The organism is Caminicella sporogenes DSM 14501 (assembly GCF_900142285.1).
GTDB lineage: Bacteria > Bacillota > Clostridia > Peptostreptococcales > Caminicellaceae > Caminicella > Caminicella sporogenes.
Map to the genome: position 1 here is coordinate 47,987 of NZ_FRAJ01000005.1, position 25,681 is coordinate 73,667.

A 25,681-nucleotide genomic window follows, 5' to 3' on the forward strand; every position below is an offset into this window, starting at 1 on the left:
AATATATATTCGATATTATTTATTTTTATCCTGCTTAAAAATATAAGAAAAAGTTTCTTTTATATTTTCATATAAAAGAAACTTTTTTGAATATTCTAATATATTATATACTTTTTAAAAAATACTGAGCATTAACTTTTTTGATAGTCCTTCAAGTACTTTTACACCTGCTATACTATTTCCTTTAGAATCAAGTGCCGGTCCTATTACACCTATACCCATTCGATTTGGAACTGCACACATTATACCTCCACTTACACCACTTTTTGCAGGTATTCCTACATTTATTGCAAATTCACCTGATGCATCATACATTCCGCATGTTACCATAAAAGTTTTAACTATCTGCGTATAATATTTTGGAATTAAAGTTTCTCCTAATTCCATATCCATACCCTGATTAGCTAAAAACATTCCTATATTTGCTATATCTTCACATGTTACTTCTATCGAACACTGTTTAAAATACAAATCTAATATTTCTTCTGCATCTCCTTCAATTATATTGACATCTTTTAAAAAATAAGCAATTGCTCTATTTCTATCGCCAGTACGTTTTTCGCTTAAATATACATCTTTATTTATATCTAAATTAGGATTTTTTGAAATCTTTCTAAATAAATTTAAAATTCTTTCAAATTTTTCTTCATTATCTTTTCCTTTTATTAAAGATGTAACTGCAATAGCACCTGCATTAATCATAGGATTTAATGGTTTTGGTGGTTTTAATGTTTCAAGTTTTCTTATTGAATTAAATGGGTCTCCTGTAGGTTCTTTGCCTACTTTACTGAAAACTATTTCTTCTCCATTATCCATCAATGCTAACAGTAATACTAGTGGTTTAGACATACTTTGAGCAGTAAAGCTAATATCATAATCCCCTGCTCTATATACTTTTCCACCAGTATCCACTACAACTATTCCAAGTTTATTTGGATCCATCTTTCCAAGCTCGGGTATATAATTTGCCACTTTTCCATGTTTAACCCAATGTCTATTTTCTTCAACTAATTCCTTTAATAAAGATTGCATTGACTATATCACCTTCTTATAATCAATTTGACAATTTTTACTTTATAGTAATATCGTTTTACAGTCAATACAAAATTCAAAATTATTCTACAAAACAGCTTCCACCAATAAATTCTTTTAATATAGAAGTTTGCAAAATATATTTTTCATCATCAATAGATTTAAAATAGCTTAAAAATTTAAGGAGTCTTTTTACTTCTGAATACTCCGGTTCATTTTCACTTATTTCTTTTAAAAGTGGCTCTGCATACTTTTTAAGAACCGCTAGTTCATATACTAAAGCTGAATTAAACATAACATCAGCTTCTTCTTGATAAGGAAATATATTTCTTTCCTCTCCTCTCCTTACAGAAGGCCATAATTTTAAAGTAGTTAGGGCAGAATGTCCTCTGTATTTGCTATCTCTAACTATTCTTCTTATAAGTCTTGTATCAGTTGTAGGTATTCTATTGTGGTCATCAATATTAAGCTGTGTAAGTGCACTTACATATATTTTAAATTTCTTATCACAAGGTATATCTTTTGTAAGTTTTTCATTTAATCCATGTATTCCTTCAATTATTATCGGCTGTTCTTTTGTTATTTTTAATACATTTCCTTTATATTCTCTTTTTCCTATTTTAAAATTAAATACAGGAATTTCCACTTCTTCTCCTTGTATAAGTCTAATTAAATGTTCATTAAAAAGTTTTAAATCTACAGCTTCTAAAGCTTCAAAATCATAATTTCCATTTTCATCTCTAGGCGTATCTTCTCTGTTTACAAAATAATCATCAGTCGATAAGGTTACAGGATTTAAACCATTTACCTTTAATTGTATCAATAATCTTTGAGCAAAAGTAGTCTTACCTGAAGATGACGGTCCTGCAATTAATACTACTCTTTTATTTCTTTCTGTAATCATATCTGCAATTTGTGCTATTTTTTTCTCATGTAGAGCTTCAGCAATCCTAATAAGCTCTGGATATTCATTATTTTGAATTTTTTCATTTAAATTTGCAACATAACCTATATTTAGTATCTGTCCCCATTTTTCAGCTTCTTTAAAAATTGCTGCCAGTTTAGGCTGCTCTACAAACTCAGGTATTTTATTAGGTTCATCTATTGTAGGATACTGAATAATAACTCCCGGCATATAATATTTTAATTTGAATATTTTCAAATACCCTGTACTCGGCACCATATAACCATAAAAATAATCCTTTAGCCAACCACAACTATAAATATTAATAAATTCTTTTTCACGATATTCTAAAAGTTTTTCTTTTGCTTCCATTTTGTATTTTCTAAATATTTTTCTAGCTTCTTCCTTTGAAATAGTTTCCTTTTTAAATGGAACATTTTTATCTATAATTTCTTTCATTCTCTTTTCTATTTTTTTTACATCTTCTTCATTTATAGGTCTTTCATAATGTATCTCACAATAAAGTCCTTTGCTAAGTGAATGTTCAACACTTACTCTACAATCAGGAAGTATCTCCATAGCTGCTCTTATAAATACAAAAGATAAACTTCTCTTATATATCCTCTGTCCATCAGTAGTTGTCAAATCAATAAATTCTATATGGGAATCTTCAACTACCTCATAATTTAACTCCCTTAGTAAATTATTTACTTTTGCTGCAACTATTAAAGCTTTAGATTCATAATTTGTAAAATCAATGAGCTTTTCTAAAGTAATTCCTTTATCAACTTCAAATTTAGTACCATCATTTAATGTTATGAATATTTTCTTTCGACACGTCATAAACTCTTCCCCCATTTAATATATTTGTAATTATTTCTTCTATATATAAGTATATAACATTTAATTTTTATTTAAAACTAAAAGTCCCTGTATTCACAGGGACTTTTACACTAATTTTCATTATTGCATTGGTCTACTTGGCTTAGATATTTCACTTAAAGCTTCTCCAGCTTCATTCACATATATATTTTGAGTTGCAAAATCTCCTATTGAAAGTATTCCAACTAATTTACCGTTTTCTACTACAGGTAATCTTCTTATTTGATTTTCTGACATTATTCTCGCTGCTTCATGTACATGAGTATCCGGAGTAACAGTTATAAGTTGAGATGACATTACATCTTGAGCTTTTGCACTTTTCTTTCCTTCTGCAACATTTCTAAGAACTATATCTCTATCAGTTACTATTCCAACTAAATTATTATTTTTATCACAAACAGGTATAGCTCCAACATTTAAATCTTTCATATTTTGTGCTATCTGTGCAACACTGCTATTCAAATCTGCTGTAGTTACATCTCTAGTCATCAAATCTCTAACTTTCATTAATAGACCTCCTTTATAATATTTTCATTTATAGGATGTGCAAAATTTCATAAAATAAACAAAAAACTAGAGAAATTTCTCTAGTTTTAAGCATGATAATTTTTATTTAATTTACTTTGCCAATTTCCGAAAAAGGAAATAACCTAACTAAAACTTTTCCTCTAATAGTATCTATATCAACAAGTCCCACTCTTTCATCTCTACTATCTAAACTGTTCCCTCTATTATCACCCATTACAAATACTTTCCCTTTAGGTATCGTAATATCTATATCTCCAGAAGTATAATTCCCATTTATATAATCCTCTTTTAATTCTTTTCCATTCACATATACTTTACCATCTTTTATAACTAATTTATCACCTTCTACAGCTATTACTCTTTTAATTAAATCTTTTTTCTTTCCATTATCTGTTTCTAGACTAGATTTAAATACTACTATATCTCCACGTTCAGGCTTATGAAGCATATATGGAATTTTATTTATTATCAAATAATTATTAGGTTCTAATGTCGGATACATAGAATGTCCTTTAACTAATGTAGGTCTGACAAACATTGTTATGATAAATGCAATAACAATAGAAATAGCAATAGTTTTAATCCATTCAAAAATTTCTTTCATCATTTAGACATCTTCCTTTCTAAATTTCATATATATTCTACCACTAATCTTCATATAGCACAACAATTAACTTTTGTTCTACAATTAATCTATGAATTATTGATTTTATCCAACATCTTTTTTATCTGATCATTAATTTTGCTGTATTTATACTCATTTATCTTTATATCTAATAGTTTTAAACAATACTTAAAGTCATCTAATACATTATAAGGATTTCCATATACAATCGACAAATCTTCTTTACTAACACCTTTAAACCCATGTCCAACTATAGTATCATTTCTCAAATCTATCAATTTAGTTACCTTTTCAGAATTTAAAAGTCTGATTATTTTATTGTACCTCTCTTCACTATCATGATACCTATTAATATATGTTGTTATTCCATAAACTAAATTTGAATTATTTATCCTATACTTCTTTCTAAGAATTTTTAATATTCTTTTTTTCGACATAGCATCTATGTAAAGTGAAAAATTTCTCCTGTTCAAATGTTTTTTTATAAATATATATTTAAAAATTGCTTCTTTAAATCTGTATATCCTGCCTAGAAAATCTATATATTCTTCATTTACTAATTGAAACTTTATATTTTCTATCAACTCTGAAAAAATTGCATCAGGGTCTCCTTTTATCAAATGTTTTAAATTATTTATTAACTCTTTTATTCTTTTATTTTCCTTACATTCATCAGATATATTTTGAATTATCTTAAAAGCCGTTTTAAAATCAAAATTAACAGCATATTTACACGATTTAACTATTACTGCAACATCACTATCATCAAGCCCTCTCTCATTTAATACCTGTAATGCCCCACCATAATCATATCTATCTATTAATTTTACTATGACATTATATGATTTAATCATCTTAAAGTCAGTCCCTTCACAAATTTGCCTATATAATCTATTATAATATCTTATCATTTATATTGTTAACAAATAAATTTCACTAAAGTACAAACAAAAACTAATGCCTCCTCAATATATAAAGGCATTAGCTTAATTTATCTATTAATTCATTTATCAATTTACTTTCTTTTACAATAACTTTATCTCCTATAATTAATTTATAAGCATGTAAAACTTGTGTAGTTATATTATCTATCTTCTTTCCACCATACTTTGTATCTCCAATAATAGGATGATTAATTTTACTTAGTGATGCCCTTATCTGATGAGTTTTTCCAGTTAAAATTTCTACTTCCAGCAAAGTATAATTATTATTTAAATATCTTATAGGTTTATATTTCGTATAAATAAACTGTCCATTTTTATTATTTTTATCAAATATTTGTACTACATTAGTCTTAGTATTTTTTACAATATATCCTTTAATCGCTCCTTCCTTTTTTACTATCCCATGTACAATGCAAAGATAATATTTTTTAATTTCTCTATTTCTCATCATTTCATTATATTTTTTTAAAGCTTCATATGTTTTACAAAAAATCACTAATCCACTAGTATTTTGGTCTAATCTATTAATCGAAGCAGGTTTAAAGGTCCTAGTTGATAAATGTTTTAAATAAGCCTGAACTCTTGTAGACAATGTCTTTTTATATTCTTTTTTATCAGGATGAGTTAACAATCCTTTAGGTTTATTAACCACTAATATTTCATCATCTTCATATACAATATCTAAATTTACTTTACCATCCATAACTATCTTTTCTTCTTTTCTAAGTTTATCTAAAGTTTCATCACTCAAAAAAATTTGAAGCCTATCACCTAATTTTAAAAAATAATTTTCTTTTTCTCTTTTTCCATTTACTTTGATTACTTTTTTTCTCAATAATTTATAAACATTTGCCCTTGTCGAATTATTCAAATACTTTAATAAAAATCTATCTAATCTTTGCCCATACTCATTTTCTCCAATAATTATCTCTCTCAAATAATTCACCACTTTCTAAGTTGATTTAAAATTGAACTTCAATATAAGAATAGTGATTATAAAATTCAAAACCAAGTCCTCTATAAACTTTTTTTGCTCTCTCATTAGTCTTTGAAACTATCAAAGTAGGAATTTTATTCCTTTTTATTGCCTCTTTACATAATTTAGAAACGATAGCTTTTGCATATCCTTTTTCTCTATATTGCGGCAGTGTATATACTCCTCCAATTTGATTAATCTTTGAAGTAGTAGTTTGTATAATTCCTTGAGAAACTATATTATCACCATCTAAAAGATACAAATATTCTTCTTCATCAAGTCTATCATATATTGTAGATTTTAATTCATTTATCGTCTTAGGATTTCTATTAAATGCTTTTTCTACCTCAATCAAAAAATCTATAGACTTTGAAAAATCATATTCAGATGCTTTTATAATTTTTTTTTCCGTATCAGCTGGCATAAAAATATCCTTGTTTAAAATCATATAATCACATCTATCATATTTAAACCATTTGGCTATTTTTTCAAGCCTTGTCCACAATGGGTCTACTAGTCTTTCTATTCCCATTATAACCTTAGGTCTATATTGCTTTATCAATTTTAATAAAATCATTTTATTTAGTATATTTTTCTCTTCATAATGACAAATTAAACTTCCCATATTTGTAAATGAAAAAACTCCCTTCAATTCATCGTCTATGAAATATCCATAATAATCTGCATGTTTTTTATGAACTTTATTATTTTCTACTCCATAATTTTCTATGTTTCCTATCATAAAAGAAACATCAAAATGATGTCTATTTAAATAATTTAAAACTCTTTCAAAATCACTTTTTTTAAGTAGCCTAAATTCTTCCACATTCATTCCCCCTAAAGACAAAAAGGAAGTTTAATAGCTATATTTATTCTAGAAAAATTTCATTATCCCTTCAATAATTTCAAGTATATCTCCATTTATAATCACAATGCAATATATATTTTAAATATCATTGAAAAATATTCATATTTTTGTTATTCTATCTTTATCAATAGTATTTAAGGAGGCATATTATGATAGAAAGACTAAAAAACTTTTTTTATGATTGTAGTGATATTTTGCTCAGTGTATTTATTGTATTAGTTATGGCAGCTGTAATATCTTGGAAGCTCTTAGGAAGCATATCTATCTCAATTGATGTGCCTTTTAAAGATAAAATTTCAAAATCAGATAACAGCATTACTGTAAATAAAACAATTGAAGTTCAAAATTCTGATATAATAGATAACAAAGAAATTAAAGAAAATAACGACTCTTTAGAAGATAACATCATTAATGAAAATACAAATAATGAAGTTGTTAATAATAAAATTTCAAATACTACTCCAATTGAAAATAAAACTACTTCTGTTAATGATAAAAAAACTACTAAATATACGAATATCACCATAAAAATACCTAAAGGTACAACTGGCTATGGTATAGCTAAAATTTTAAAACAAAACGGATTAATCACTGACCCAAATAAATTTATTAAACGTGTTGAAGAATTAAAACTTGCACCTAAATTAAGATTTGGAACATTTACTATTAAATCAAATAGCTCTCTTGATGATATTATATATATAATTACCGGTATAAAAAAATAGGATGGATCTTCCATCCTATTTTTTATAAATCCAATATTTCCATTACTTTTTTAAGTTTTTCCTTTTGTTTTTCATTTAGACTTTCTTCTAATTTTGCCAAAGTTTTCCTATGTTTCTTTAACTTTTTCTTCAATTCTCTCTTATCTATTCTCTCTTTTAATTTTTCTATCTCATGTAATATTTCTTCTTCACTTTTATTTTTATAATCATCTTTATATTTATCAAATAGTTCTTTTACTTGTTTGATTTCATCTTCCTTATCTTTTATCTGTCCCATCTTTTCAATAATATCTTTTAAGTTTTCCTTATTCATTAAATAACCTCCCAATACCATTTTTATATGTCTTTTATTAACTATAATATGCGTAACAATTTAAATGTTGCTGCATAATATAAAATTATAAATTATACAAAATTAAATTTTTTTAATTAAAAAAAATCGTATTTGTATAAATTATATTTCTACATAATAAGGAGGGACATGAAAATGAGTCAGGTTATTCCATTGAAAATGAAACAACAACTAAAAAATAATTTGGCCTCTAATATCGCCAGTAATATAACAAAAAATAGTAAACGTAAAAATTTTTATAGAAATTTTTCTCCCAACAGTTTCATCTTAAATCCTAAAACATTACTACCTATCTTATTTATATTCAAATACGGCAAAAAAGGTTCTGGATTAGCTTTTTTTCAAGATATATTAAGCCCATCAGGCAGTATTGGCAATATTTTTTCAAACCTTAATTTTTCACCAGATAAAATTGAAAAATCATTAAATGCCCTAAACATAATCAGCCAGTTTAGCTTATCTAAAAATTCAACTTTTTTTAATACATTTTCTGCAATACTAGATGGACTATATAAGTTTAGTGCTATTCAATCTCTTACAAAAAATTTGTCTAAAAACTCTAATAATCAAGAATTTGATGACATTTTAAAACATGCAACAAATCAAAATGATACTGAAACAACTTTTAAAGCAATAGAAACTTTTGAAAAACTCATGGGTAATAATTCTAAATTTGATACACAAAGAGTTAAAGAAATCATAAATGCCGCTAATAAGTTTAAAAACATTAATAAGACAAAAGAATTTGATAAAAAAAACAATTTAGATATTGCAGAAGTAATAAATATATTAAAACCAATACTTCCTAAAGAATATGCTAAAAGTTTAGATAGTATTTTTAGTATAATAAAATTAATGGACCTTTTATCTTTCTTAGAATCTGCAGATTCATCCGATAATGATAAAAATTCAAATATAAATTCTAATAAAAATGAATTGAATTCTAAAAAAATTATAGACCTCATGTCGTCATTTTCTGATAAAAGCAGGGATTTTGAAAAAGAAAATGTAATAGATATTGAAGATTATGATGAAGAAATAAATTTAGATGATAAATACTTTAAAGAAATAGAATTTGAAATGACCGACAATAAACCTGAAAATGAAAAAATAATAGATATAGATAGTTCTAAAGATACAGAAACTGTTGAAATTAATTTAAATGAACTTGAATCTAAAACAAATGAAACTGCACCTGAAAATCTAGAAACTTTAGAAGAAGACAATAACATAAAAGATGATTTCAATCAAGCTGATAGCAATAATAATGATATAAATAATACAAAAAACACTGATACTACAGATAATCATGATGAAACTGTAACTGATGATAGCATTAATTATGAAAACAACTTAGAAAAAAACATTGACTTAAAAAATTCTCTTGAGCAAACTATTACTAATACTAATGAAAAAATAGACATCATTAAAAAAGAAAACTCTGAAGAAAATACTACTAATGAAGAAACACCTGATAATAATGAAAAAATATTAGCTAAAGAAACTTTTAATAATGATTACGATATAGAAGACAACAAAGCAAAAAAAAATGATACCTTTGAGGGTTAGGAAAACATCTAACCCTCAAAGCCTTTTTTTAGTATTTGTACTTCATCTTCTGTCAATTCTCGATATTCTCCCAATCCTAAACTTTCATCTAACTTTAAATTTCCCATTGCAATTCTCTTTAAATATAATACTTTTTTGCCAACTGCTTTAAACATCCTTTTAACTTGATGAAATTTTCCTTCATATATAGTCAATTCTATTTTAGAAATCTCTCCAATTTCTCTAATAACTAATTGAGAGGAAAGAGTTTTATATCCATCGTCTAAAACTATTCCTTCTTTAAAAGCTTTAATATCTTCTTTTGTAACTCTGCCATCTATATGTGCATAATAAGTTTTAGGTATGTGCTTTTTTGGCGAAAGTATTTGATGAGATAGCTTTCCATCATTTGTTATTATTAAAAGTCCTTCTGTATCAATATCAAGTCTTCCCATAGGAAATGGATTAAATGCATAATACTTTTCATCTATCAAATCTAATACTGTTTTATGGCATTTATCAAAAGTTGCACTAATAAATCCCTGTGGTTTATTTAACATAATATATATATATTCTCTATATTTAATTTTATCTCCATATATTTCTATAATACTTTTATAAGGATTTACATGGATAGAGCTCTTTGTAACTACTTTACCGTCTACTTTAACTAGTCCACTTTTTATTATTTTTTTTAACTCTTTTCTAGTTCCATAGCCCATATTTCCCAAAATCTTATCTAATCTCTGCATATTACCCATATTTAACCACCTCGATTAATCCTTCAAGAATTCACAATTTCAATAATAATCAATAAAACCCACTCATCTAACAGTGGGTTTATCTTTTTTTCAATCTAATCTTTTTAGATACCATAGCATAAGATAAAAATATCATCAGCATCATAATAATATTAATATTTACTGCTTTATTTACTCCTAAACATAGTAAAGCCAAAAAACTGCCACAAAGTGTGATAGGTATACCCATATAAACTCCATCAAAATTAGTAATATTATATCTTGCTAATCTAACAGCACCTGCAAGTGTAAAAAGTACTGTAACTACAACACCTATTATTCCAGCTTTAGACAGTAAAATATTCCACATCAAAAGTGCTGGTGCCACACCAAAGGAAATTAAATCACATAGAGAATCAAATTCTTTTCCAAATTCAGTAGAAGCTCCAAATTTTCTAGCCAATCTTCCATCAAATCTATCAAGCACAGCAGCAATTAAAATAAGCATAGAAGATTTAAAATAATTGCTATCAAATAAAAAGATTATAGCCATTAATCCCATAAACAGATTTAAACTTGTAAAAAAGTTAGGTATTAAAGATTTATATTTCATAAACATCACTCCTCAATGGATTAAAACAAAAAAATAATTTTGCTTTATTTACAAATTATTCTGCAAAATATATAACTTCCAATTAAACAAAATTAGTTATTAAATTAATCTTTATTTTTATATTTATTTGAAAAATTGAAAATATATTCGATTATTTTCAATAATAACATTATATTTCATTTTCAATTGTATATCAACTTTCTAGTTTTTTGTAGTATTTTTTTTATTGTTATTATATAATTACACTTGAAAGCAATATTATTATTTTAGGGGGTTTAAGCTATGGCATTAGTTACTTCTAAAGAAATGTTTAAAAAAGCCTATGAAGGCCAATATGCAGTTGGTGCATTTAATGTAAACAACATGGAAATCATTCAAGGAATTGTAGAAGCAGCTAAAGAAGAAAATGCTCCACTCATACTTCAAGTTTCTGCTGGAGCTAGAAAATATGCAAAACCTGCATATCTTAAAAAACTAGTTGAAGCTGCAATAGAAGACACAGGGCTCGATGTTGTTTTACATCTCGATCACGGTGAAAATTTTGAAATCTGTAAGCAATGCATTGACGATGGATTCACTTCAGTTATGATCGATGGTTCAAAATACTCATTTGAAGAAAATATTGCTTTAACTAAAAAAGTTGTAGAATATGCTCATGAAAGAGGAGTAGTTGTAGAAGCAGAATTGGGCAGACTTGCAGGAATTGAAGATAATGTAAATGTCAGTGAAAAAGATGCTATATACACTGACCCCAATCAAGCAGTAGAATTCGTAGAAAGAACTGGTGTTGACTCACTTGCTATTGCAATAGGTACAAGCCATGGAGCATATAAATTCAAAGGTGAACCAAAACTTGATTTTGAAAGACTAGAAAAAATAACCAAATTACTTCCAAACTTTCCACTAGTTCTTCACGGTGCCTCAACTGTAATCCCAGAATTTGTTGAAGCTTGTAATAAATACGGAGGCAATATTCCGGGAGCAAAAGGAGTTCCTGAAGATATGCTTAGAAGAGCTTCAAAACTCGGTATATGTAAAATCAATATTGATACCGATTTAAGACTTGCTATGACAGCTGCAATAAGAAAGTATTTAACTGAAAATCCAGAAGTATTTGATCCAAGAAAATATTTAGGTGAAGGTAGAAAAGCTATTAAAGAAATGGTACGTCATAAAATAAAAAATGTTCTTGGATGCAGCAATAAAAAATAAATATTTAATTATTAATCTTTTTACTTTTTATATTTTCAAAATTATATACATAATTTCATATATACAGTCAGGGAATAAAATCCCTGACTTTTTTTATTTACAGTACACCTTTTAAAACATCTATGAATATTATGGTATTAGACGTTTAAAGAAGGAGTGTGAAAATATGAAAGAAAATCAACAAATGCATATGCATATGTTATTTCCTCAAATAGAAGGTTTAGAATTAGCAAGAGCTTATATAATGAGTCAGCCTTATGCAGGAATGATGCCTTTAGATATAGCTCTAAAAAGGGGAAGTCTTTTTCCAAATCTATATAAACCATATAAGGCATAGAAAAATAGGAGGTATAATTAATGAAGGAAAAAAAAGATATTAACCGTAAAGATTTATTAAAAAAAATTCAAGAAGTTGAATTTGCAATTGTAGATTTAAACTTATATTTAGACACTCATCCAAAAAATCAAAGAGCTTTAGCAGATTATAATATGCTTACTAATGAACTCTTTAGACTTAAAAAAATTTATGAAATGAATTACGGTCCTTTAACTAATTTTGGATATGCACCAAGTCATTATCCTTGGCAATGGATAGAAAGCCCATGGCCTTGGGAATTGTAAAGTACTTAAGGAGGTAAAATTCATGTGGATTTATGAAAAAAAATTACAGTATCCTGTAAGAGTAGATACCTGCAATCCAGCTTTGGCCCAAATGATATTAGAACAATTTGGCGGAGGAGATGGCGAATTATCAGCTGGTATAAGATATTTAACTCAAAGATGGAATATGCCTACAAATGAAGCAAAAGGTATTTTGACAGATATAGGTACAGAAGAATTAGTACCGTCATGTTATCAGTAATAAAAAAGGTAGAATCTAGCATAAAACTAGACCCTACCTTTGAGAGAAATCACACAATTCATCTAGTGTAACTCCTAAACCTTTTGCTAACTTTTTAGCTGTAGAAACTTTACAATCTCCACGTTTTTCAATATCTTCTATAGTTCTAACAGGTACTCCAGATGCTTTTGATAAAGCTGGTACTGATAATCCTTTAGCTTTTCTTATTTCTCTCAATTTCATATTAATGCCTCCTTTTAAAAAACAGAAGTATTTGTAATACACTTAATATAATTAATAATAATATTTGTAAATAACTAATTAAATTACTTGATTTAATATCTAGTGTAGTCCACAAATAAATTGTTATTATTAGCCAAAATAAACTATCTTTATTTTTCATACCTTATATGATATGATGGAATTAGGAAGGGGATTTTTCCCCTCTCCTTAATCATTTTTCTTGAGTTCCTTGATTGCTATGAGTATGGCGAGTATTTTTAGTATTATATCAAGGAACTCTTTTATGTATTCCATCACATCTATTTACCTCCTTTCTTAATTATATTATACCACGTTATAACGTGGTTGTCAATGATTTTTGTTCAGATTTTCAAAATTTTAACATAAAAAAAGTACAGACTTTAAATCAGCCTGTACCTGTAATTTGTTTTAATATTCCTTGAAGCATTTTTATATATTTATGAAATTATCTCTATTTTTTTGGGTATATAATTAATATAAAATGATTATACTTTAAAATAAATTATTTATCTTTTGATAACATATTTATAAAAAAAATTCATATAATAATATTACCTATAGGTAAAATATAGCCTTGACATCCTAGGTAAAATAGGTTATATTAAAAGTAGCTCATCTACCAATGGTAGAAGGAGAATCCGGTCTTCCGATCGAGGACCGGCTTTATTTTTTTGATTTCATTATTATATAATTATTATATTCCCTATCGAATCTTTTTTTATAACTTTTTAACACAACTGGATAAGCAGTTTTTAAACGATAACAATAAATATCGCTATTTTTATAACTTATTTTAAAAATAATTATATAATCAATACATCCATTTAAATATCTTATTTTTAGAGTTTTTTCTTTTGTTCTTTGATTCTTATGTTGCCATATTCTCAAATTCGGATGATTTTTATTATTATTAGCTAGTTCTATTATTTCCCTTACCCATTTTATCCTGCAAGCTCTATAAATACAAGGAATACTATTATCATCTTTAAGAAAATTTTCTGGATGTCCAAAATCACACATATATTTACATAATCCATTAGTTATATCATTGCAACATGGATACATATCGTATTTTGTATCATCCTCACCTATACTTGAAATATGCCAAAATCCATTTGGTTTATTGTCATATTTAACTTTTTCATCAATATAAATAAATTTATTGAATAAATTGGGTCTATTATATCTAGCCTGCAACTCCATTTGGAAAATATTATAGGCTTCATCAAAAAATTGTTTGTCGTTATCATATTTTCTTACATCAATCGGTAGTGTTAGATTATGCTTCATTAATAACACCACCTTTAGGACTCCAAACAAAAATGTTAAATTTTTTTTCAAATACACTTGTACCGTTATCTATTGCTTGTCCTATATATTCCTTTATTTTTTCTACTATTTGTTTTTTAGCCATACTTTTATTGGGATCATAATACAAACCTCGATGATAAAAAGATAATGCACCTATAATTAGATCTGTTAATTGCAATAAATCAGCTCTTTCTGAGTTTATTTGCTCAATACTTAATATTATATCTCGTTTAAAATCATATTTATTATTACATAATACCTCATGTAACTTTTCTATTCTAGGACCTCCTCTAGTATCTTTTATATCGATAAAAATTCTATATTTATTGTATGGATAGCAAAATTTATCTAATAGTAAATAGTACATTTTGTAATACCATAAATCATAGTCATTATCATTATATTTTTCATGATTCAACTGCCCTTTGTTTTTAGCAATTAGAGCTCTATAACATAAATCATCATTTTTAAAAAAATAATCAATAAAATCTTTATACATTTCTATTTTCGACATAGAAACCTTAGTCCATTTTATTTCAACTTTAGAATGAATCCCATGTTTTAGTTTAATATTTCTAATATCTTGATAAATTTTTTTCTTTTTCTCTTCAGGACACGATATAGCCCCTAAAACCATAACATCTGATTTGTCATTTGGCAAATGGCAACTTTCATCACAATATATATTGTATAAATGCATTGAAACCATCGCTCCTTTAGTTAATTTCAATACATATTATACCATGTATAATATGTAAAATCTATTTATACTTTTAATAACTAAAACATAGAAAAATTTAAAGTAATAATTTTTTAATCAAAAAAACAAAAAAAACTAGAGCCTAAGCCCTAGTCTAATAATTCATAATAATTAGCTCACTATAATTTTTCCTACCTTTGCTTTCTCTACATACAGAATATCTTACTTGAGTTTCTAGAATATTAAATCCTTTATACCATTCCCTAATTTTGGGATGGTCATTTATTGTTAATAGGAACTTACCTTTAATATTTTTCAAAATCTCATTTAATTTAACATGGTCCTCTTCAGTAAAAGGATTTTTATATCCTTCTGTTTCTAAATATGGAGGGTCGCAAAAGAAAAAAGTATGCTCTCTATCATACCTTCTAAAAATTTCTTCAAAACTTAAGTTTTCAATATAAGTATTTCTTAATCTTTCTTTTATATCTTTTAAATGATTAGTAATAAATATCTGCGGGTTAGGTCTACTTGTAGTACCATAACCAAAATGATTACCTTTACTAGCAAAGCTTTGGGAAATTATATAAATAAACCTAATTGCTCTTTGAATATCAGTTAGTTTTTCAGGTTCTTGCTTAATATATTCATTAAATATATCTCTTGAACACACTTCATATTGTAATAGCCTTGAAACTTCTTGCTCATGATACTTAATCATCTTAAATAGGTTAATAAGCTCTTTATCTATATCATTTATGACTTCAACTTTCGAAGGCTCTTTTCCAAAGTAAACCCAACCAGCACCGAAAAATACTTCGCAATAACATATATGTTCTGGAATTAAATCAATTATCTTTTTTCTAAGTCTTGATTTGCCTCCTAATCTTGATATAGGAGGTTTTAGCATTGATGTCTTGCTATTTGTTGCTTTAATCACTCCTTTGTTTCTAATTTAATTACGTAAAGTAGTTAAATACTCATTTTCATAACCTAACAAGTTCCTTTCAGTTGATAAATATTTTTTCATGTATTGTACAGCTTCTTCAATTAATTTATCTAATTCTTTCTTTGTAATTAAAAATCTTAAAATAGTTGGTAATACAGAATAAACTTTTTCTACTACCATTGCATATTTTAGTTCACCTGTTCCAGAGCCTAATGCTTTTTCAGCTTGTATGACTAAACTTAAAACTACTTTCCTAACAAATTCTTTTTTCCCTTGCTTATATAAATATAAAAGCCCTGCGACTACTAACAAAACTAAAAGAATAGAATCCCAATATAGTTTAATAAAATCTAACATTTTATTTGCCCCCCTATCAATTTATAAAATCTATATAACATAGTCCAAATTTCTTCTCTTGTAACTAACTCTCTTGCTCTAGTCCCATCACTTATATTGTTTTCTGTAACCCATTTTTGAGCTTCTTCAGCCCATGAACTAATATCATTATTCAGACTATCTTTTTTATTTATCAAATTTAATAACCATTCTTTACTTATTGAACTTCCTGGACAAGTTTTAGGACTGTATTCCCTATGAAAAATCAAGTTATCAGTTTCAAATATTTCAAATAATCCCTTAAGTAATTTAATTAATGAATCTAATTGAACACCTTCTAGTTTTTCATGGTCTACATCAAAATTCCCTATCATTTCTATTGCAAATGCACCTTCGTTATGTCCTTTAATAGAAGCAGGGTTCTTTTCTAAATCCCTACCATCCCAAACTGTTCCATCTGGAGCTAATGTAACATGCTGTCCTATATCACTCCATCCTTTTTTCTTTGTATGATAAGAATATATTGAAAAAATTACACCTTCTTTGTTTGGTGCTTTACTATACATCTCTTTAGTTGGTTTCCATGTATGATGTAGATGTATTTGAGTTATTTTCCTTGTAATCTTTATTGTTTTTAAATGATTTAAATATTCCTCAACTGTATATTGTTTAAACCTTCTCATTCTTTCATCTCCTAACTAAAAATTTTATTTTTAATTTCTTTTACATCTTCTTTCACATCTTCGATTAAATTAAACTTTTCTGATAGCTCTTGTATTATTTCTTGATATTTACATTCACGTTTTGAATTTTCTTTAAGTACATAAAAAAGAAGGTATCCAAACAATACTGCGAATACCCCTTGCGAAACTAAATATTTCATTATTTCATTTTCCATAACTTCACCTCATTATGCTCTATTTTCAATCTCTGCTTTTTTCTGCAAATACTCTTGCTGCAGTCTTTGTTTTTCTTCAACATCTCCTAACAAATCTGCTTCTTTTATAAGAGTTATATATTTTTGTTTTAACTTTTGTAATTCTTCTTCTTTCAATTCTTCTTCTGTTTTAGGTACTTCTATAAATTCTCCATTTTCATATTTTTTACCTAATAAAGATGTATCAAATCTTTCTATTTTAATTAAATTAGAACTGTTTATTTCTCCACTTAATTCAGATACTCCTATGCATATATTTTCATTATTCAATTGTGCGTAATAATATTTATTCATTTGTAATTACCTCCTTCTTTTTTATATAAATTCTATTACTTCCCAGCTCACATTTGCAGCTGCAGAATGTTGTTTTATTTTTAGAGTTGTACTATTTTCTAACCAAATACTTGTCTCTGAATCTACTTTATCATCTGCAGAAGATGTTAATAAATTTACCATAGTTTTATTCGGGTCAACTGCATTTATAATAATACTCGTTGTTGTATTAGGTACTGTATGAACCATAATTCCTCTCTGTATACTCTTAATAGGACTTACCATAATATCCTTCCACTTCCCTCCATAGTAATATTGTAATCTCCCGTTGTATTCTCTAAAATGCAATCCATCTACGCTATCAGCATTTCCACCATTGGCAGGAAGATGTGTTGGCTTATTTAATAAATTATTCCAATCACGAATTTGGTCTCTATGCCATCCATCTAGTTTGTCGCTATCTGTTGCCTTTTCAGTTTTTCCAAGTTTGCTATTAGCAGTATTCAAAGCTACAACTGCTTTGTCGTATGCAACCTGTGTATTTTCTTCTATCCTATTTAAATCAGCATTAGTAACTCCATCAGTTGCCTTCCAATCTGTTTTTGGCGTTTGCCAAGCCATATCTTAATCCCCCACTTTCTTTAATGTTATATCTGAATGAAATACTCCATCCCATTTCACTGATTGTCTTATTATTTTATAGTAATCATTAATCCCTTCTATTGAATCAATTAATTTTACTTGATTTTCTAATTGAACTGCAATATCTCCTCTTGCATTTAATTGTGCATCATATTTAGCATTTGAATAAATCCTTAACAATGTCTCTGCCAAATATTTAGCATATTCACGTGTTTGAATAAATGGACTAGATATTTTGGGAGCTCTAATTTCTCCTTCTATCAGAACAGAATTTTCATCTTTTGCTACAACGACACCTCTATTTTGTTCTTTTAAAGGTCTACCCTGAATATTAATATTCCTTAAAATTGAATCTGTAGAACCTATATTTTTAATTGTTACAATACAGCCCCAAGCATATTTTTTAGTCTCAATTACTTTTAAGTTTATACCATCTATTGTAGGGTCCTGTATTTCGTCACAGGGAATATTATTAAATCTACAGATAAACTGCTTACTTGTATTCGGCTTTATAATTTCTGACATATCTTCATTGTAAATTTCTTGTCGTTCTTCTAATGCATAATTAATATATTCTACTTCAACATAATTGTAAGAACTTTTATATGCTTGAGGATAATTAACATCTATGTAACTATCCTCTGTAAACTCAGTAACATATTCTTTTGCATTTAAAATATTATCAATAACTATTCGTCCATTATGGTCGCAGTACATGCTTACTAATGCACAACTAGCCAACTTTTGTAATGCTTCTCTATGCGACTGCCTATCAAACCAACTATAAGGAATTATAATAGAATCGCATACAGAATCTATTACAAAATCACCTGTTTTTAATCCAGCATCTATTAAAATATCAGTTGCTAATTCAGTTAGAGTTTTATTGATTTTTAAAGTACTATTTGAATAATTTGTCTTTCTCAATAAATCCAGTAAATCTAATGCTTTTAATTTAGCTACCATTGAACGTCTTTTAATGTCCCATGAATCAGACCAATAAACACCCCATGGATACCATTCTAAATTACCGTTAACATATGCTCCAAACCAAACTTTTACTTTCCTATTTTTCTTTAGATAACTTTTCAAAATTGACTGCTGATTATTAGGACTAAAACGCCTATCTTCATTGTTAAATGTTATGTTTAGTTCATTTGCAGAAACCCCACCAAGTGGCGTACTTGTTTCATATGCAGTTTCTTCTAATAAATCTATATCTATTATCTTATCAGAATAATACGTTTCAACTATAACTGGATACATTTCTAAAATATTGCATACTACATGCGGAGTACTAATTTTAGTTACTCTTAAAACTAATTTGGCTACATCATGTACAGGACTTATGTCTTTAATCCAGTCTACATCTGTATTGCCTACTACATTCTCTGTATACAGCAAATTATCGTTATCGTCATATAATTTTATACTAAAATCCACAGGAAAATTATTATTTTGTATATTTCCCACAACTTCTAGTTGAACTATACTTCTACTCTCTTTGAATCTAAATGTTATTTCAGCAGCAGGGTCTACAATTCCATTTTCATCTGATAATTTTTCATCAAGCCAACCAATTTCACTATTTTCACCAATCGGATGATATGTTCCATCCAACTTGTTTTGAAACAGGAAAAAATATTTATATTTAGGCTTTTTTAATCCATCATATAACTGCTCTTTCCTTGATAAAACATTCATTCTAGAAGTTTCTATTTCTAATGTATTATCTTGCTGTGGGTTAGTATACGTCACTTCTACTTTTGCAAATACTTGTCTAGTTGGAGCATTCATAACAGTATGGATATTATCCATAACTGGAGTTTCTATAATCTGAATATCAATTGATTCAGAAGCATTTATAAAAGCATCTACTGAATCATTTTCCACTTCTTTATTTATCCTAATAATATCAGTTTTATTTATATCTACCTTAAGATTACTACTTTCATTAGTAGTTACCTCTAATCCACTATTTTTAGAAAAAGTACTTTCAACTCTTTTTGTATGAATCAGTTGTATATTTAAAACTTCATTATCCATTGAAACATTAAATAAATCTCTGTTTTCATCTATTTGTAATATAACTGATTCTTCACTAGTTATTGATAAGCTGGCTTTTCCGTCTTCACTGAAATTTATTTCTAAAGTATCAGAAGATGTAGGTTCATTAGTATAATCCATTTCAGCAATTACTACAGCGTTATTGGCTTTATTTATACTATGAATTTCTACTTTTATCTTATCTACACTATAAAACTTTCCAAAATTTATATGCCAATCTATTTGATTTTGGTCGTTTGAATAATAATTATTAAATATTTCAATACCATCTTTATATAAATACAAATGTATATTCGTAACATAAATATTTCGTTTAGAATCACCTACAATCCTAATTCCGTGTATATCTATATCTCCAGTTTCATAAATAATATAAGGCGGTGAAGAAAATTTTCCATTAGTATCACTCAAACAGCTACTAAATACGCCTACTTCATATGTTCCCGTTGGATTTGGAATTAGATGATATGTACCATCTAACTTATTTTCTGTTAAAGTAAACCATTTATAAGAAAGTATAGTTATTCCATTATTTAACTGATTTTGCTTAGAACCTCTAGCCGCTGGATAAAAACTTATTATCATCTAATTCCGCCTCCTCAATTTAAGATGCATTAATTGTTATTGTTACTGTAAATGTCCAAGTTTGCCCTTGTAATTTAGTTCCGTTATTGTCTACTACTCTGTTTAACATCACTCCACCAGATGCAGCATTAAATACTCCCCATTCTTTCCATGCAAAATTCGCTTCATCACCACCAAAAGTAGCTCTAAAAGTTATAGTATTACCATCTCTAATTGGATACCCTGTATCCATGCCTTTTCTAAATTTGTTAGTCCCTGTTAAATCTGTTTGTGTTGCAGCAAAAGCAGTATCACCATCACCTACGCCTATTTTTGCATTTGAATTGTTAAATGGTATCCCTTCTCCTATTAAAGCTGCTGCGATTTCATCTCTGCCTGCATTAGTCAATGGCATCTAAATCAACCCCCTTTCCATTTAAGTAATCTATAGCTTTTTGTCCTGTTAATGTTATTTTCTTGTTAATAGTTTCAAAAGGATTATTTTCTCCTTCCTTGAATTTTTCTAACTTTGTAGCTATTGTTATTGTTACACTTGTTTTTTCATTAGACATAATTACACCTACCTTTCTATCAAATTAAACTTAATGTCTTTATATCTTATATTTCCATCAATATAATCCAGTGCCCCTATATTTCTATCCCCACAATAAAAAGTACCATTTCTCCAATTTCCTTCTTGAGGGTCTATATAATCAACTGTAAAAAATACATGACTAACAAGCCGTAAAACCTTACTAACTTCTTCCTTATTTAAATATTTCCAACTTAACTCTATTTTTCTTTTTGTCGCTATTCTATCAATTACCATAGTTCCAGCTGAAGTTCTTTCAGCTTTGCTTATATCCATAATAGACACTCTATAATCAGAAGGAGTGGGCAATGCCACTCCGTTTATTTTAATCATATTTACCCACTCCTTTCTATACTGGTTGGATTATTGTTTTAGCTCCTATTCTTTGTAGTTCCCTATCAATTTTAGGTAGCATTATTCTTGCTAACTTTGTACCATCAAGTTGTATAACTATCTCTTTACCTTCAACTACACTTGAACTCTGACTATTAAAGTTACTTACCTGCATTGCCGCTAATACAGCATTTCCAACAGCTGTTGCTAATGTATTTACAAATGAAGTATTTTCAAGTGGAACTACAGCCTCTTTTCCTCTCTCACCTATCATTGCAAGTGTTGGTCTATCTATAATACCACCACGTGCAAGTTTAGGAATTTCAGCAATTTTAGGTACGCCTACAGAAAATCCGCCTACTTTTCCTAAACCTGGAATACGGACAGATGGTACTTTAAACTCTATCTTATTCCAATATCTTATAAATGTATTAAATATGTCTATTATTGAATTTATTACGCTTTTAAATATTCCAGTAAGAGATTCCACTATTCCTTTAAATATTTTTTTAACTTCTTCCCAAGCTCTTCGCCAATTACTAGTAAATATACCTGTTATGAAACTTACTAATCCTTCAAATTTTTCCTTAGTCGACTCAATAGCTTTAGAAAAGGCAGTGCTTATTTTTTCCCGTAAACTTGAAAACAAGTTCGATATTGGAATTATCACATTATCATCAAACCATTTGTGTACTATTTTCCATACCTTGACTATTTTATTCCATGTTTCACTAGCTTGCTTAGCTATTTGCTCCCATAATTTTTTAAATAATTCCTCAACTGGTTTAATAACATTTTCATTAAACCAGTTATTTGCTTTTCTCCATATTTTAACTATTTTATCCCAACAAATTTTTGCTGCTTTTTTAACTTTATCCCAATGTTTTATAAGAATAACAATCCCTGCTACAAGTGCTACAATTGCCATAATAACTAAAGTAATAGGTGATGTTAACATTGCTAATGCAGCTTCAAACGCTGCTGTTACAATTGTCCCTATTTCGCACACAGCATTCCATACCGCTACTGCAGCTGCATTTAGTAACCAAGCACCAGCATTAATTACGAGTTTTGCCGTAGTTTTTACTAAACTCGCTATAAAATCTTTGGCATATAATGCGATTAATGCAATAGTTTCGAATTTGTCTGCTATTTTAGCAACTGTACATGCAACAATAGCGTCTTTCACCGACTTTAAGACTTTTATAACGCCACCGGACATTTGAATAAATGCTAATAATTCTGTAACTTTCCATGCTAAAAAGAAAGCTGCTACTGCTTTTGTTATATTTTCAACGACTTTTTTATTGTCCGTCATCCAATCTCCTATTTTTTTAAGCGATTCAGTTATACTGTCTAACGTAGATATAAATGTATCTGCAACAAACGAACCCATTGGCTTTAAAAACTTATCCCATAGCCATTTCCCCAAAGGCTTCAAATCTTCAATAACAGGATTAAGCAATGATATTGCTTCGCGAAGTAAATCTAAAAAACTAGGTACAGCTTTCGAAATTGTCCATTTGCCTAACGGTTCAAGTATTTCACTATAAAAAAATTTTAAGCCTTTACTAATATTACCTATTAACGGTTCTACAGATGTTTTCAATTTTTCGAAAGATTCAATTATTGGTTCAAAAAGTGTTTTAAATTCTTTTGCTTTTTCACCAATATTAGTATCCTCTAACTGTTCACTGCTTATTTCTGTGTTTTTTATTTCTACAGGTTCTCCAAGGCTTATGTCTCCAACTTTACCACCTGTTTGCTTTGTCTGCTCTTGAAGTTGGTTTATCTCGTCAAATCCTGCTATACTTCCTTTAGCTTTTTCACCAGCTTTTTCTATTGCCTTCCCAACTTGTATTTGAGATTTAGCTGCTTTAACTGCTGTACTAGCTTGCTTAGTTTGTGTTTTCGATATCCCAAATAAAGCATGTGTAAATTGTTTTAATAAATTTGTTACAGTTACAAGCCATTTAGCTAAACTCGTTAAAATAGGTAATACTACCTGTACTATTGGCATAAAAGCTTGACCTAGATTTATTTTTAATAGTTCTAGTTGTGTTCTTAATATTCTTAATTGATTAGCAGGGCTGTCTATGGTCCTAGCCAAATCACCTTGAGCATTTTTAGTTTGCTCCATTATAGCTAAGTATCTTGCCATTACTTTTTGCTGCTGAGTAAGCTCAGCTCCTACTGCAGCAATTCCATTTTTATAAGCTACTTGTTTTATTGTATTTTCATCTACAAGTATTCCTAAAGCTTTTAATGGTTCTGTCTCTCCTGTTATTCCTGCTCTAATTTTATTAAATGCTTCTTCTGGTCTTAAATTATAAAAAGAAGCCATATCATACGCCAGTTTTGTTAAGCTAGTACTTAAATCATAGGCAGAGCTTTCAGTAAGCCCCATTGATGTAGTCATATTGTAAAGTACGCCTAAATTTTTTCTTATTTCATAACCATTTAAACCTAATGTCTTTTGAAGTTCCTCGCTCCATTTTCTTGCACTATCAGCCATACGCCCCAAAGATACTTCAAAAAGATTTTCACTTTCTATCGCTTCCATTCCAGACATTATGCTGTCTTTTATAACTTTACCTATGCCTATTGCAATTATAGCTACTTTAAGCATTTTAAACGCTCTTGTAATTCCAGCAGTAGAATTTCTAACACTTCTACTAAGTCCTGACATTTGCCTTCTTACATTATTTATTTCTCTCCTAAGTCCAGAAGTTTCAGCTGATATTAATACTCTTAATTCTTCTATCGTCATCTACTTTCGCCCCGCTTTCTTTTTTGCATAGGCGGATATTCTTTCTTTCATTATTCTCCAGTCCTGCTGTTTTGGTTTTATTGCTTCATCATCAAATAATTTAGGAAATGCTTCTTGTAATGTAGGATATTTATTAGGCTCGTTAAAAGCAAACCTTAATAAGTCCCCTAGTTTATATACTAGGCTTGCCTGTACCTGTATATCTTGCTTAACCTTTCTTTGATTACCCTCTATTGCAGTAATAATTTCCCCATATGTCATATCCCAATAAAAAACTGCATCCACGCCGTTTTCTACAGCGATTGGATACAGTTTTTCAAATAGTTCAGTTAGATTTTTTATTTCTTCATTATCCACTTGTTCTACTTGCCCTCTATTTGGGCTTCCTTGAAAAAACCACTAACCTTAAACACCTCAAGAATAACAGGAATTAAATCAGTATAGGTATTTCCTTCATCTACATATTCATCATATAGCTGATATACCTTTTCCATTGTCATACCATGATGGAATTTTTGCATAGCTGCATGTAATATTGTAAGTGTATCACCAATTTTAGGTAATTCTCCCTTTTCAACGTTCATTAATATATCTAAAGGATTCTTCCCTAATTTCTTTTCAAGATTTACAATTTCTCCTGCTCCTAGTCTTAATTTAAATTCTCTTTCTCCTACTTTAAATTCTGTATATCTCATCTAATCATTCCTCCTCTTTAATCATTTATTAACTTGGATTAGTTACTGTAATATCACTCTGCAAACTGAAAGTAGCAGTAAATGTAAGTGCAGCATTAACTGCAGCTGCATCCATTTTTACACTTACATATGCATCAAATTCATGTGCTGTACCATCTGGATATTGTACTTTAAATGTCGCAAGTGTATTATTTTCTTCTAATCCTTTTAAAACTCTATAATTTGAATTTGCTGTTGAATTATCATATAAAAATTTAAAAGCTAAATCGCCTAAATCTTTTACACCGGGAATATATTTTTTAACTTTATCAGATAAAGTAGTTACATCAATTTTTTCAGGGTCTCCTCCTAATTCAGGAACTTCCATTAGAAGTTCTATTTCTGTAAAATCAGTATCTCCCTTAGCTTTACAAAATAATTTTGTTTCTACGCTAGTTATTCCTGCCATTTATATCACT

The 25,681-nt window shown here is 28.2% G+C and carries 33 protein-coding genes; 6 read left to right on the plus strand and 27 right to left on the minus strand.

The features are described 5' to 3' along the window. Positions 1 to 114: 114 nt before the first annotated feature. From glsA to BUA90_RS03245, 7 genes are all read right to left on the minus strand, one after another. Positions 115 to 1,032, minus strand: coding sequence for a glutaminase A (gene glsA, locus BUA90_RS03215; protein ID WP_072965957.1), 918 nt, complete (start codon positions 1,030 to 1,032; stop codon positions 115 to 117). 82 nt (positions 1,033 to 1,114) lie between these two features. Then, the gene (locus BUA90_RS03220) at positions 1,115 to 2,779 is read right to left on the minus strand and encodes a nucleoside kinase (protein WP_094756702.1); all 1,665 of its coding nucleotides are present in this window, start codon (positions 2,777 to 2,779) and stop codon (positions 1,115 to 1,117) included. 120 nt (positions 2,780 to 2,899) lie between these two features. Continuing rightward, a complete protein-coding gene (locus BUA90_RS03225) occupies positions 2,900 to 3,325 on the minus strand; it encodes a CBS domain-containing protein (RefSeq protein ID WP_072965959.1) in 426 nt (141 codons plus the stop codon). Between the two features lie 106 nt (positions 3,326 to 3,431). Continuing rightward, the gene (lepB, locus tag BUA90_RS03230; protein ID WP_072965960.1) at positions 3,432 to 3,953 is read right to left on the minus strand and encodes a signal peptidase I; all 522 of its coding nucleotides are present in this window, start codon (positions 3,951 to 3,953) and stop codon (positions 3,432 to 3,434) included. 86 nt (positions 3,954 to 4,039) lie between these two features. Continuing rightward, positions 4,040 to 4,825 carry a hypothetical protein gene (locus BUA90_RS03235; protein WP_072965961.1) on the minus strand — a complete coding sequence of 262 codons (786 nt, stop codon included), beginning with the start codon at positions 4,823 to 4,825 and terminating at the stop codon, positions 4,040 to 4,042. Between the two features lie 127 nt (positions 4,826 to 4,952). Beyond that, positions 4,953 to 5,852, minus strand: coding sequence for an RluA family pseudouridine synthase (locus BUA90_RS03240; RefSeq protein WP_072965962.1), 900 nt, complete (start codon positions 5,850 to 5,852; stop codon positions 4,953 to 4,955). A gap of 25 nt (positions 5,853 to 5,877) precedes the next feature. Continuing rightward, complete coding sequence (locus BUA90_RS03245) at positions 5,878 to 6,717, minus strand: GNAT family N-acetyltransferase (RefSeq protein WP_072965963.1); 840 nt, start codon at positions 6,715 to 6,717, stop codon at positions 5,878 to 5,880. Positions 6,718 to 6,908: 191 nt separating this feature from the next. On the opposite strand from BUA90_RS03245, the gene BUA90_RS03250 reads away from it, so the two are divergent. Further along, a complete protein-coding gene (locus BUA90_RS03250; protein WP_072965964.1) occupies positions 6,909 to 7,484 on the plus strand; it encodes a hypothetical protein in 576 nt (191 codons plus the stop codon). Between the two features lie 22 nt (positions 7,485 to 7,506). Here the strand turns inward: BUA90_RS03250 and BUA90_RS03255 are convergent, their stop codons facing one another. Next, positions 7,507 to 7,797: a hypothetical protein gene (locus tag BUA90_RS03255; RefSeq protein WP_072965965.1), complete on the minus strand. Its 291-nt coding sequence runs from the start codon at positions 7,795 to 7,797 to the stop codon at positions 7,507 to 7,509. Positions 7,798 to 7,971: 174 nt separating this feature from the next. Between BUA90_RS03255 and BUA90_RS03260 the strand changes: the two genes are divergently transcribed. Further along, positions 7,972 to 9,405, plus strand: a complete 1,434-nt coding sequence (locus BUA90_RS03260) for a hypothetical protein (RefSeq protein WP_072965966.1) — start codon at positions 7,972 to 7,974, stop codon at positions 9,403 to 9,405. An 8-nt stretch (positions 9,406 to 9,413) separates the two neighbouring features. Here BUA90_RS03260 and BUA90_RS03265 read toward each other — a convergent pair whose 3' ends face one another. Together BUA90_RS03265 and pssA are read right to left on the minus strand one after the other, a co-directional pair. Further along, entirely contained in the window at positions 9,414 to 10,145 is a 732-nt protein-coding gene (locus tag BUA90_RS03265) for a pseudouridine synthase (RefSeq protein ID WP_072965967.1), read from the minus strand. A 79-nt stretch (positions 10,146 to 10,224) separates the two neighbouring features. Beyond that, positions 10,225 to 10,737 carry a CDP-diacylglycerol--serine O-phosphatidyltransferase gene (gene pssA, locus BUA90_RS03270; RefSeq protein ID WP_094756705.1) on the minus strand — a complete coding sequence of 171 codons (513 nt, stop codon included), beginning with the start codon at positions 10,735 to 10,737 and terminating at the stop codon, positions 10,225 to 10,227. A gap of 282 nt (positions 10,738 to 11,019) precedes the next feature. On the opposite strand from pssA, the gene fba reads away from it, so the two are divergent. From fba to BUA90_RS03290, 4 genes are all read left to right on the plus strand, one after another. Next, a complete protein-coding gene (fba, locus tag BUA90_RS03275; protein WP_072965969.1) occupies positions 11,020 to 11,949 on the plus strand; it encodes a class II fructose-1,6-bisphosphate aldolase in 930 nt (309 codons plus the stop codon). A 166-nt stretch (positions 11,950 to 12,115) separates the two neighbouring features. Next, on the plus strand, positions 12,116 to 12,286 hold the full coding sequence (locus BUA90_RS03280; protein ID WP_072965970.1) for a spore coat associated protein CotJA: 171 nt from the start codon (positions 12,116 to 12,118) through the stop codon (positions 12,284 to 12,286). A 20-nt stretch (positions 12,287 to 12,306) separates the two neighbouring features. Continuing rightward, positions 12,307 to 12,570 carry a spore coat protein CotJB gene (locus BUA90_RS03285; protein ID WP_072965971.1) on the plus strand — a complete coding sequence of 88 codons (264 nt, stop codon included), beginning with the start codon at positions 12,307 to 12,309 and terminating at the stop codon, positions 12,568 to 12,570. 22 nt (positions 12,571 to 12,592) lie between these two features. Further along, on the plus strand, positions 12,593 to 12,811 hold the full coding sequence (locus BUA90_RS03290; RefSeq protein WP_072965972.1) for a manganese catalase family protein: 219 nt from the start codon (positions 12,593 to 12,595) through the stop codon (positions 12,809 to 12,811). A 33-nt stretch (positions 12,812 to 12,844) separates the two neighbouring features. Here the strand turns inward: BUA90_RS03290 and BUA90_RS03295 are convergent, their stop codons facing one another. The 17 genes from BUA90_RS03295 to BUA90_RS03370 form a co-directional block, all read right to left on the minus strand. Then, positions 12,845 to 13,033, minus strand: coding sequence for a helix-turn-helix transcriptional regulator (locus tag BUA90_RS03295; protein WP_072965973.1), 189 nt, complete (start codon positions 13,031 to 13,033; stop codon positions 12,845 to 12,847). 684 nt (positions 13,034 to 13,717) lie between these two features. Further along, entirely contained in the window at positions 13,718 to 14,344 is a 627-nt protein-coding gene (locus BUA90_RS03300; protein ID WP_072965974.1) for a hypothetical protein, read from the minus strand. Beyond that, a complete protein-coding gene (locus BUA90_RS03305) occupies positions 14,334 to 15,065 on the minus strand; it encodes a DUF3800 domain-containing protein (protein WP_094756706.1) in 732 nt (243 codons plus the stop codon). Before BUA90_RS03305 ends, BUA90_RS03300 begins: the two co-directional genes overlap by 11 nt. 154 nt (positions 15,066 to 15,219) lie before the next feature. Next, a complete protein-coding gene (locus tag BUA90_RS03310; RefSeq protein ID WP_330390644.1) occupies positions 15,220 to 16,005 on the minus strand; it encodes a DNA adenine methylase in 786 nt (261 codons plus the stop codon). A 15-nt stretch (positions 16,006 to 16,020) separates the two neighbouring features. After that, positions 16,021 to 16,371, minus strand: coding sequence for a hypothetical protein (locus BUA90_RS03315; protein ID WP_072965977.1), 351 nt, complete (start codon positions 16,369 to 16,371; stop codon positions 16,021 to 16,023). Continuing rightward, the gene (locus BUA90_RS03320; RefSeq protein ID WP_072965978.1) at positions 16,365 to 17,033 is read right to left on the minus strand and encodes a peptidoglycan recognition protein family protein; all 669 of its coding nucleotides are present in this window, start codon (positions 17,031 to 17,033) and stop codon (positions 16,365 to 16,367) included. Before BUA90_RS03320 ends, BUA90_RS03315 begins: the two co-directional genes overlap by 7 nt. Positions 17,034 to 17,044: 11 nt before the next feature. Next, positions 17,045 to 17,248 carry a BhlA/UviB family holin-like peptide gene (locus BUA90_RS03325; RefSeq protein ID WP_072965979.1) on the minus strand — a complete coding sequence of 68 codons (204 nt, stop codon included), beginning with the start codon at positions 17,246 to 17,248 and terminating at the stop codon, positions 17,045 to 17,047. A 12-nt stretch (positions 17,249 to 17,260) separates the two neighbouring features. Beyond that, a complete protein-coding gene (locus BUA90_RS03330) occupies positions 17,261 to 17,581 on the minus strand; it encodes a hypothetical protein (RefSeq protein WP_072965980.1) in 321 nt (106 codons plus the stop codon). 21 nt (positions 17,582 to 17,602) lie between these two features. Beyond that, the gene (locus BUA90_RS03335; protein ID WP_072965981.1) at positions 17,603 to 18,181 is read right to left on the minus strand and encodes a hypothetical protein; all 579 of its coding nucleotides are present in this window, start codon (positions 18,179 to 18,181) and stop codon (positions 17,603 to 17,605) included. A 3-nt stretch (positions 18,182 to 18,184) separates the two neighbouring features. Then, a complete protein-coding gene (locus tag BUA90_RS03340) occupies positions 18,185 to 20,854 on the minus strand; it encodes a hypothetical protein (protein WP_072965982.1) in 2,670 nt (889 codons plus the stop codon). A 19-nt stretch (positions 20,855 to 20,873) separates the two neighbouring features. After that, on the minus strand, positions 20,874 to 21,248 hold the full coding sequence (locus tag BUA90_RS03345; protein ID WP_072965983.1) for a hypothetical protein: 375 nt from the start codon (positions 21,246 to 21,248) through the stop codon (positions 20,874 to 20,876). After that, a complete protein-coding gene (locus tag BUA90_RS12345; RefSeq protein WP_159429987.1) occupies positions 21,235 to 21,405 on the minus strand; it encodes a hypothetical protein in 171 nt (56 codons plus the stop codon). Before BUA90_RS12345 ends, BUA90_RS03345 begins: the two co-directional genes overlap by 14 nt. A gap of 8 nt (positions 21,406 to 21,413) precedes the next feature. Beyond that, positions 21,414 to 21,758, minus strand: a complete 345-nt coding sequence (locus BUA90_RS03350) for a DUF6711 family protein (protein WP_072965984.1) — start codon at positions 21,756 to 21,758, stop codon at positions 21,414 to 21,416. A gap of 16 nt (positions 21,759 to 21,774) precedes the next feature. Next, complete coding sequence (locus BUA90_RS03355) at positions 21,775 to 24,528, minus strand: phage tail protein (protein WP_072965985.1); 2,754 nt, start codon at positions 24,526 to 24,528, stop codon at positions 21,775 to 21,777. After that, positions 24,529 to 24,885: a hypothetical protein gene (locus tag BUA90_RS03360; protein ID WP_072965986.1), complete on the minus strand. Its 357-nt coding sequence runs from the start codon at positions 24,883 to 24,885 to the stop codon at positions 24,529 to 24,531. A gap of 5 nt (positions 24,886 to 24,890) precedes the next feature. After that, the gene (locus tag BUA90_RS03365; protein WP_072965987.1) at positions 24,891 to 25,223 is read right to left on the minus strand and encodes a DUF6096 family protein; all 333 of its coding nucleotides are present in this window, start codon (positions 25,221 to 25,223) and stop codon (positions 24,891 to 24,893) included. Between the two features lie 28 nt (positions 25,224 to 25,251). Beyond that, positions 25,252 to 25,671, minus strand: coding sequence for a phage tail tube protein (locus tag BUA90_RS03370; RefSeq protein ID WP_072965988.1), 420 nt, complete (start codon positions 25,669 to 25,671; stop codon positions 25,252 to 25,254). Between the last annotated feature and the right edge of the window lie 10 nt (positions 25,672 to 25,681).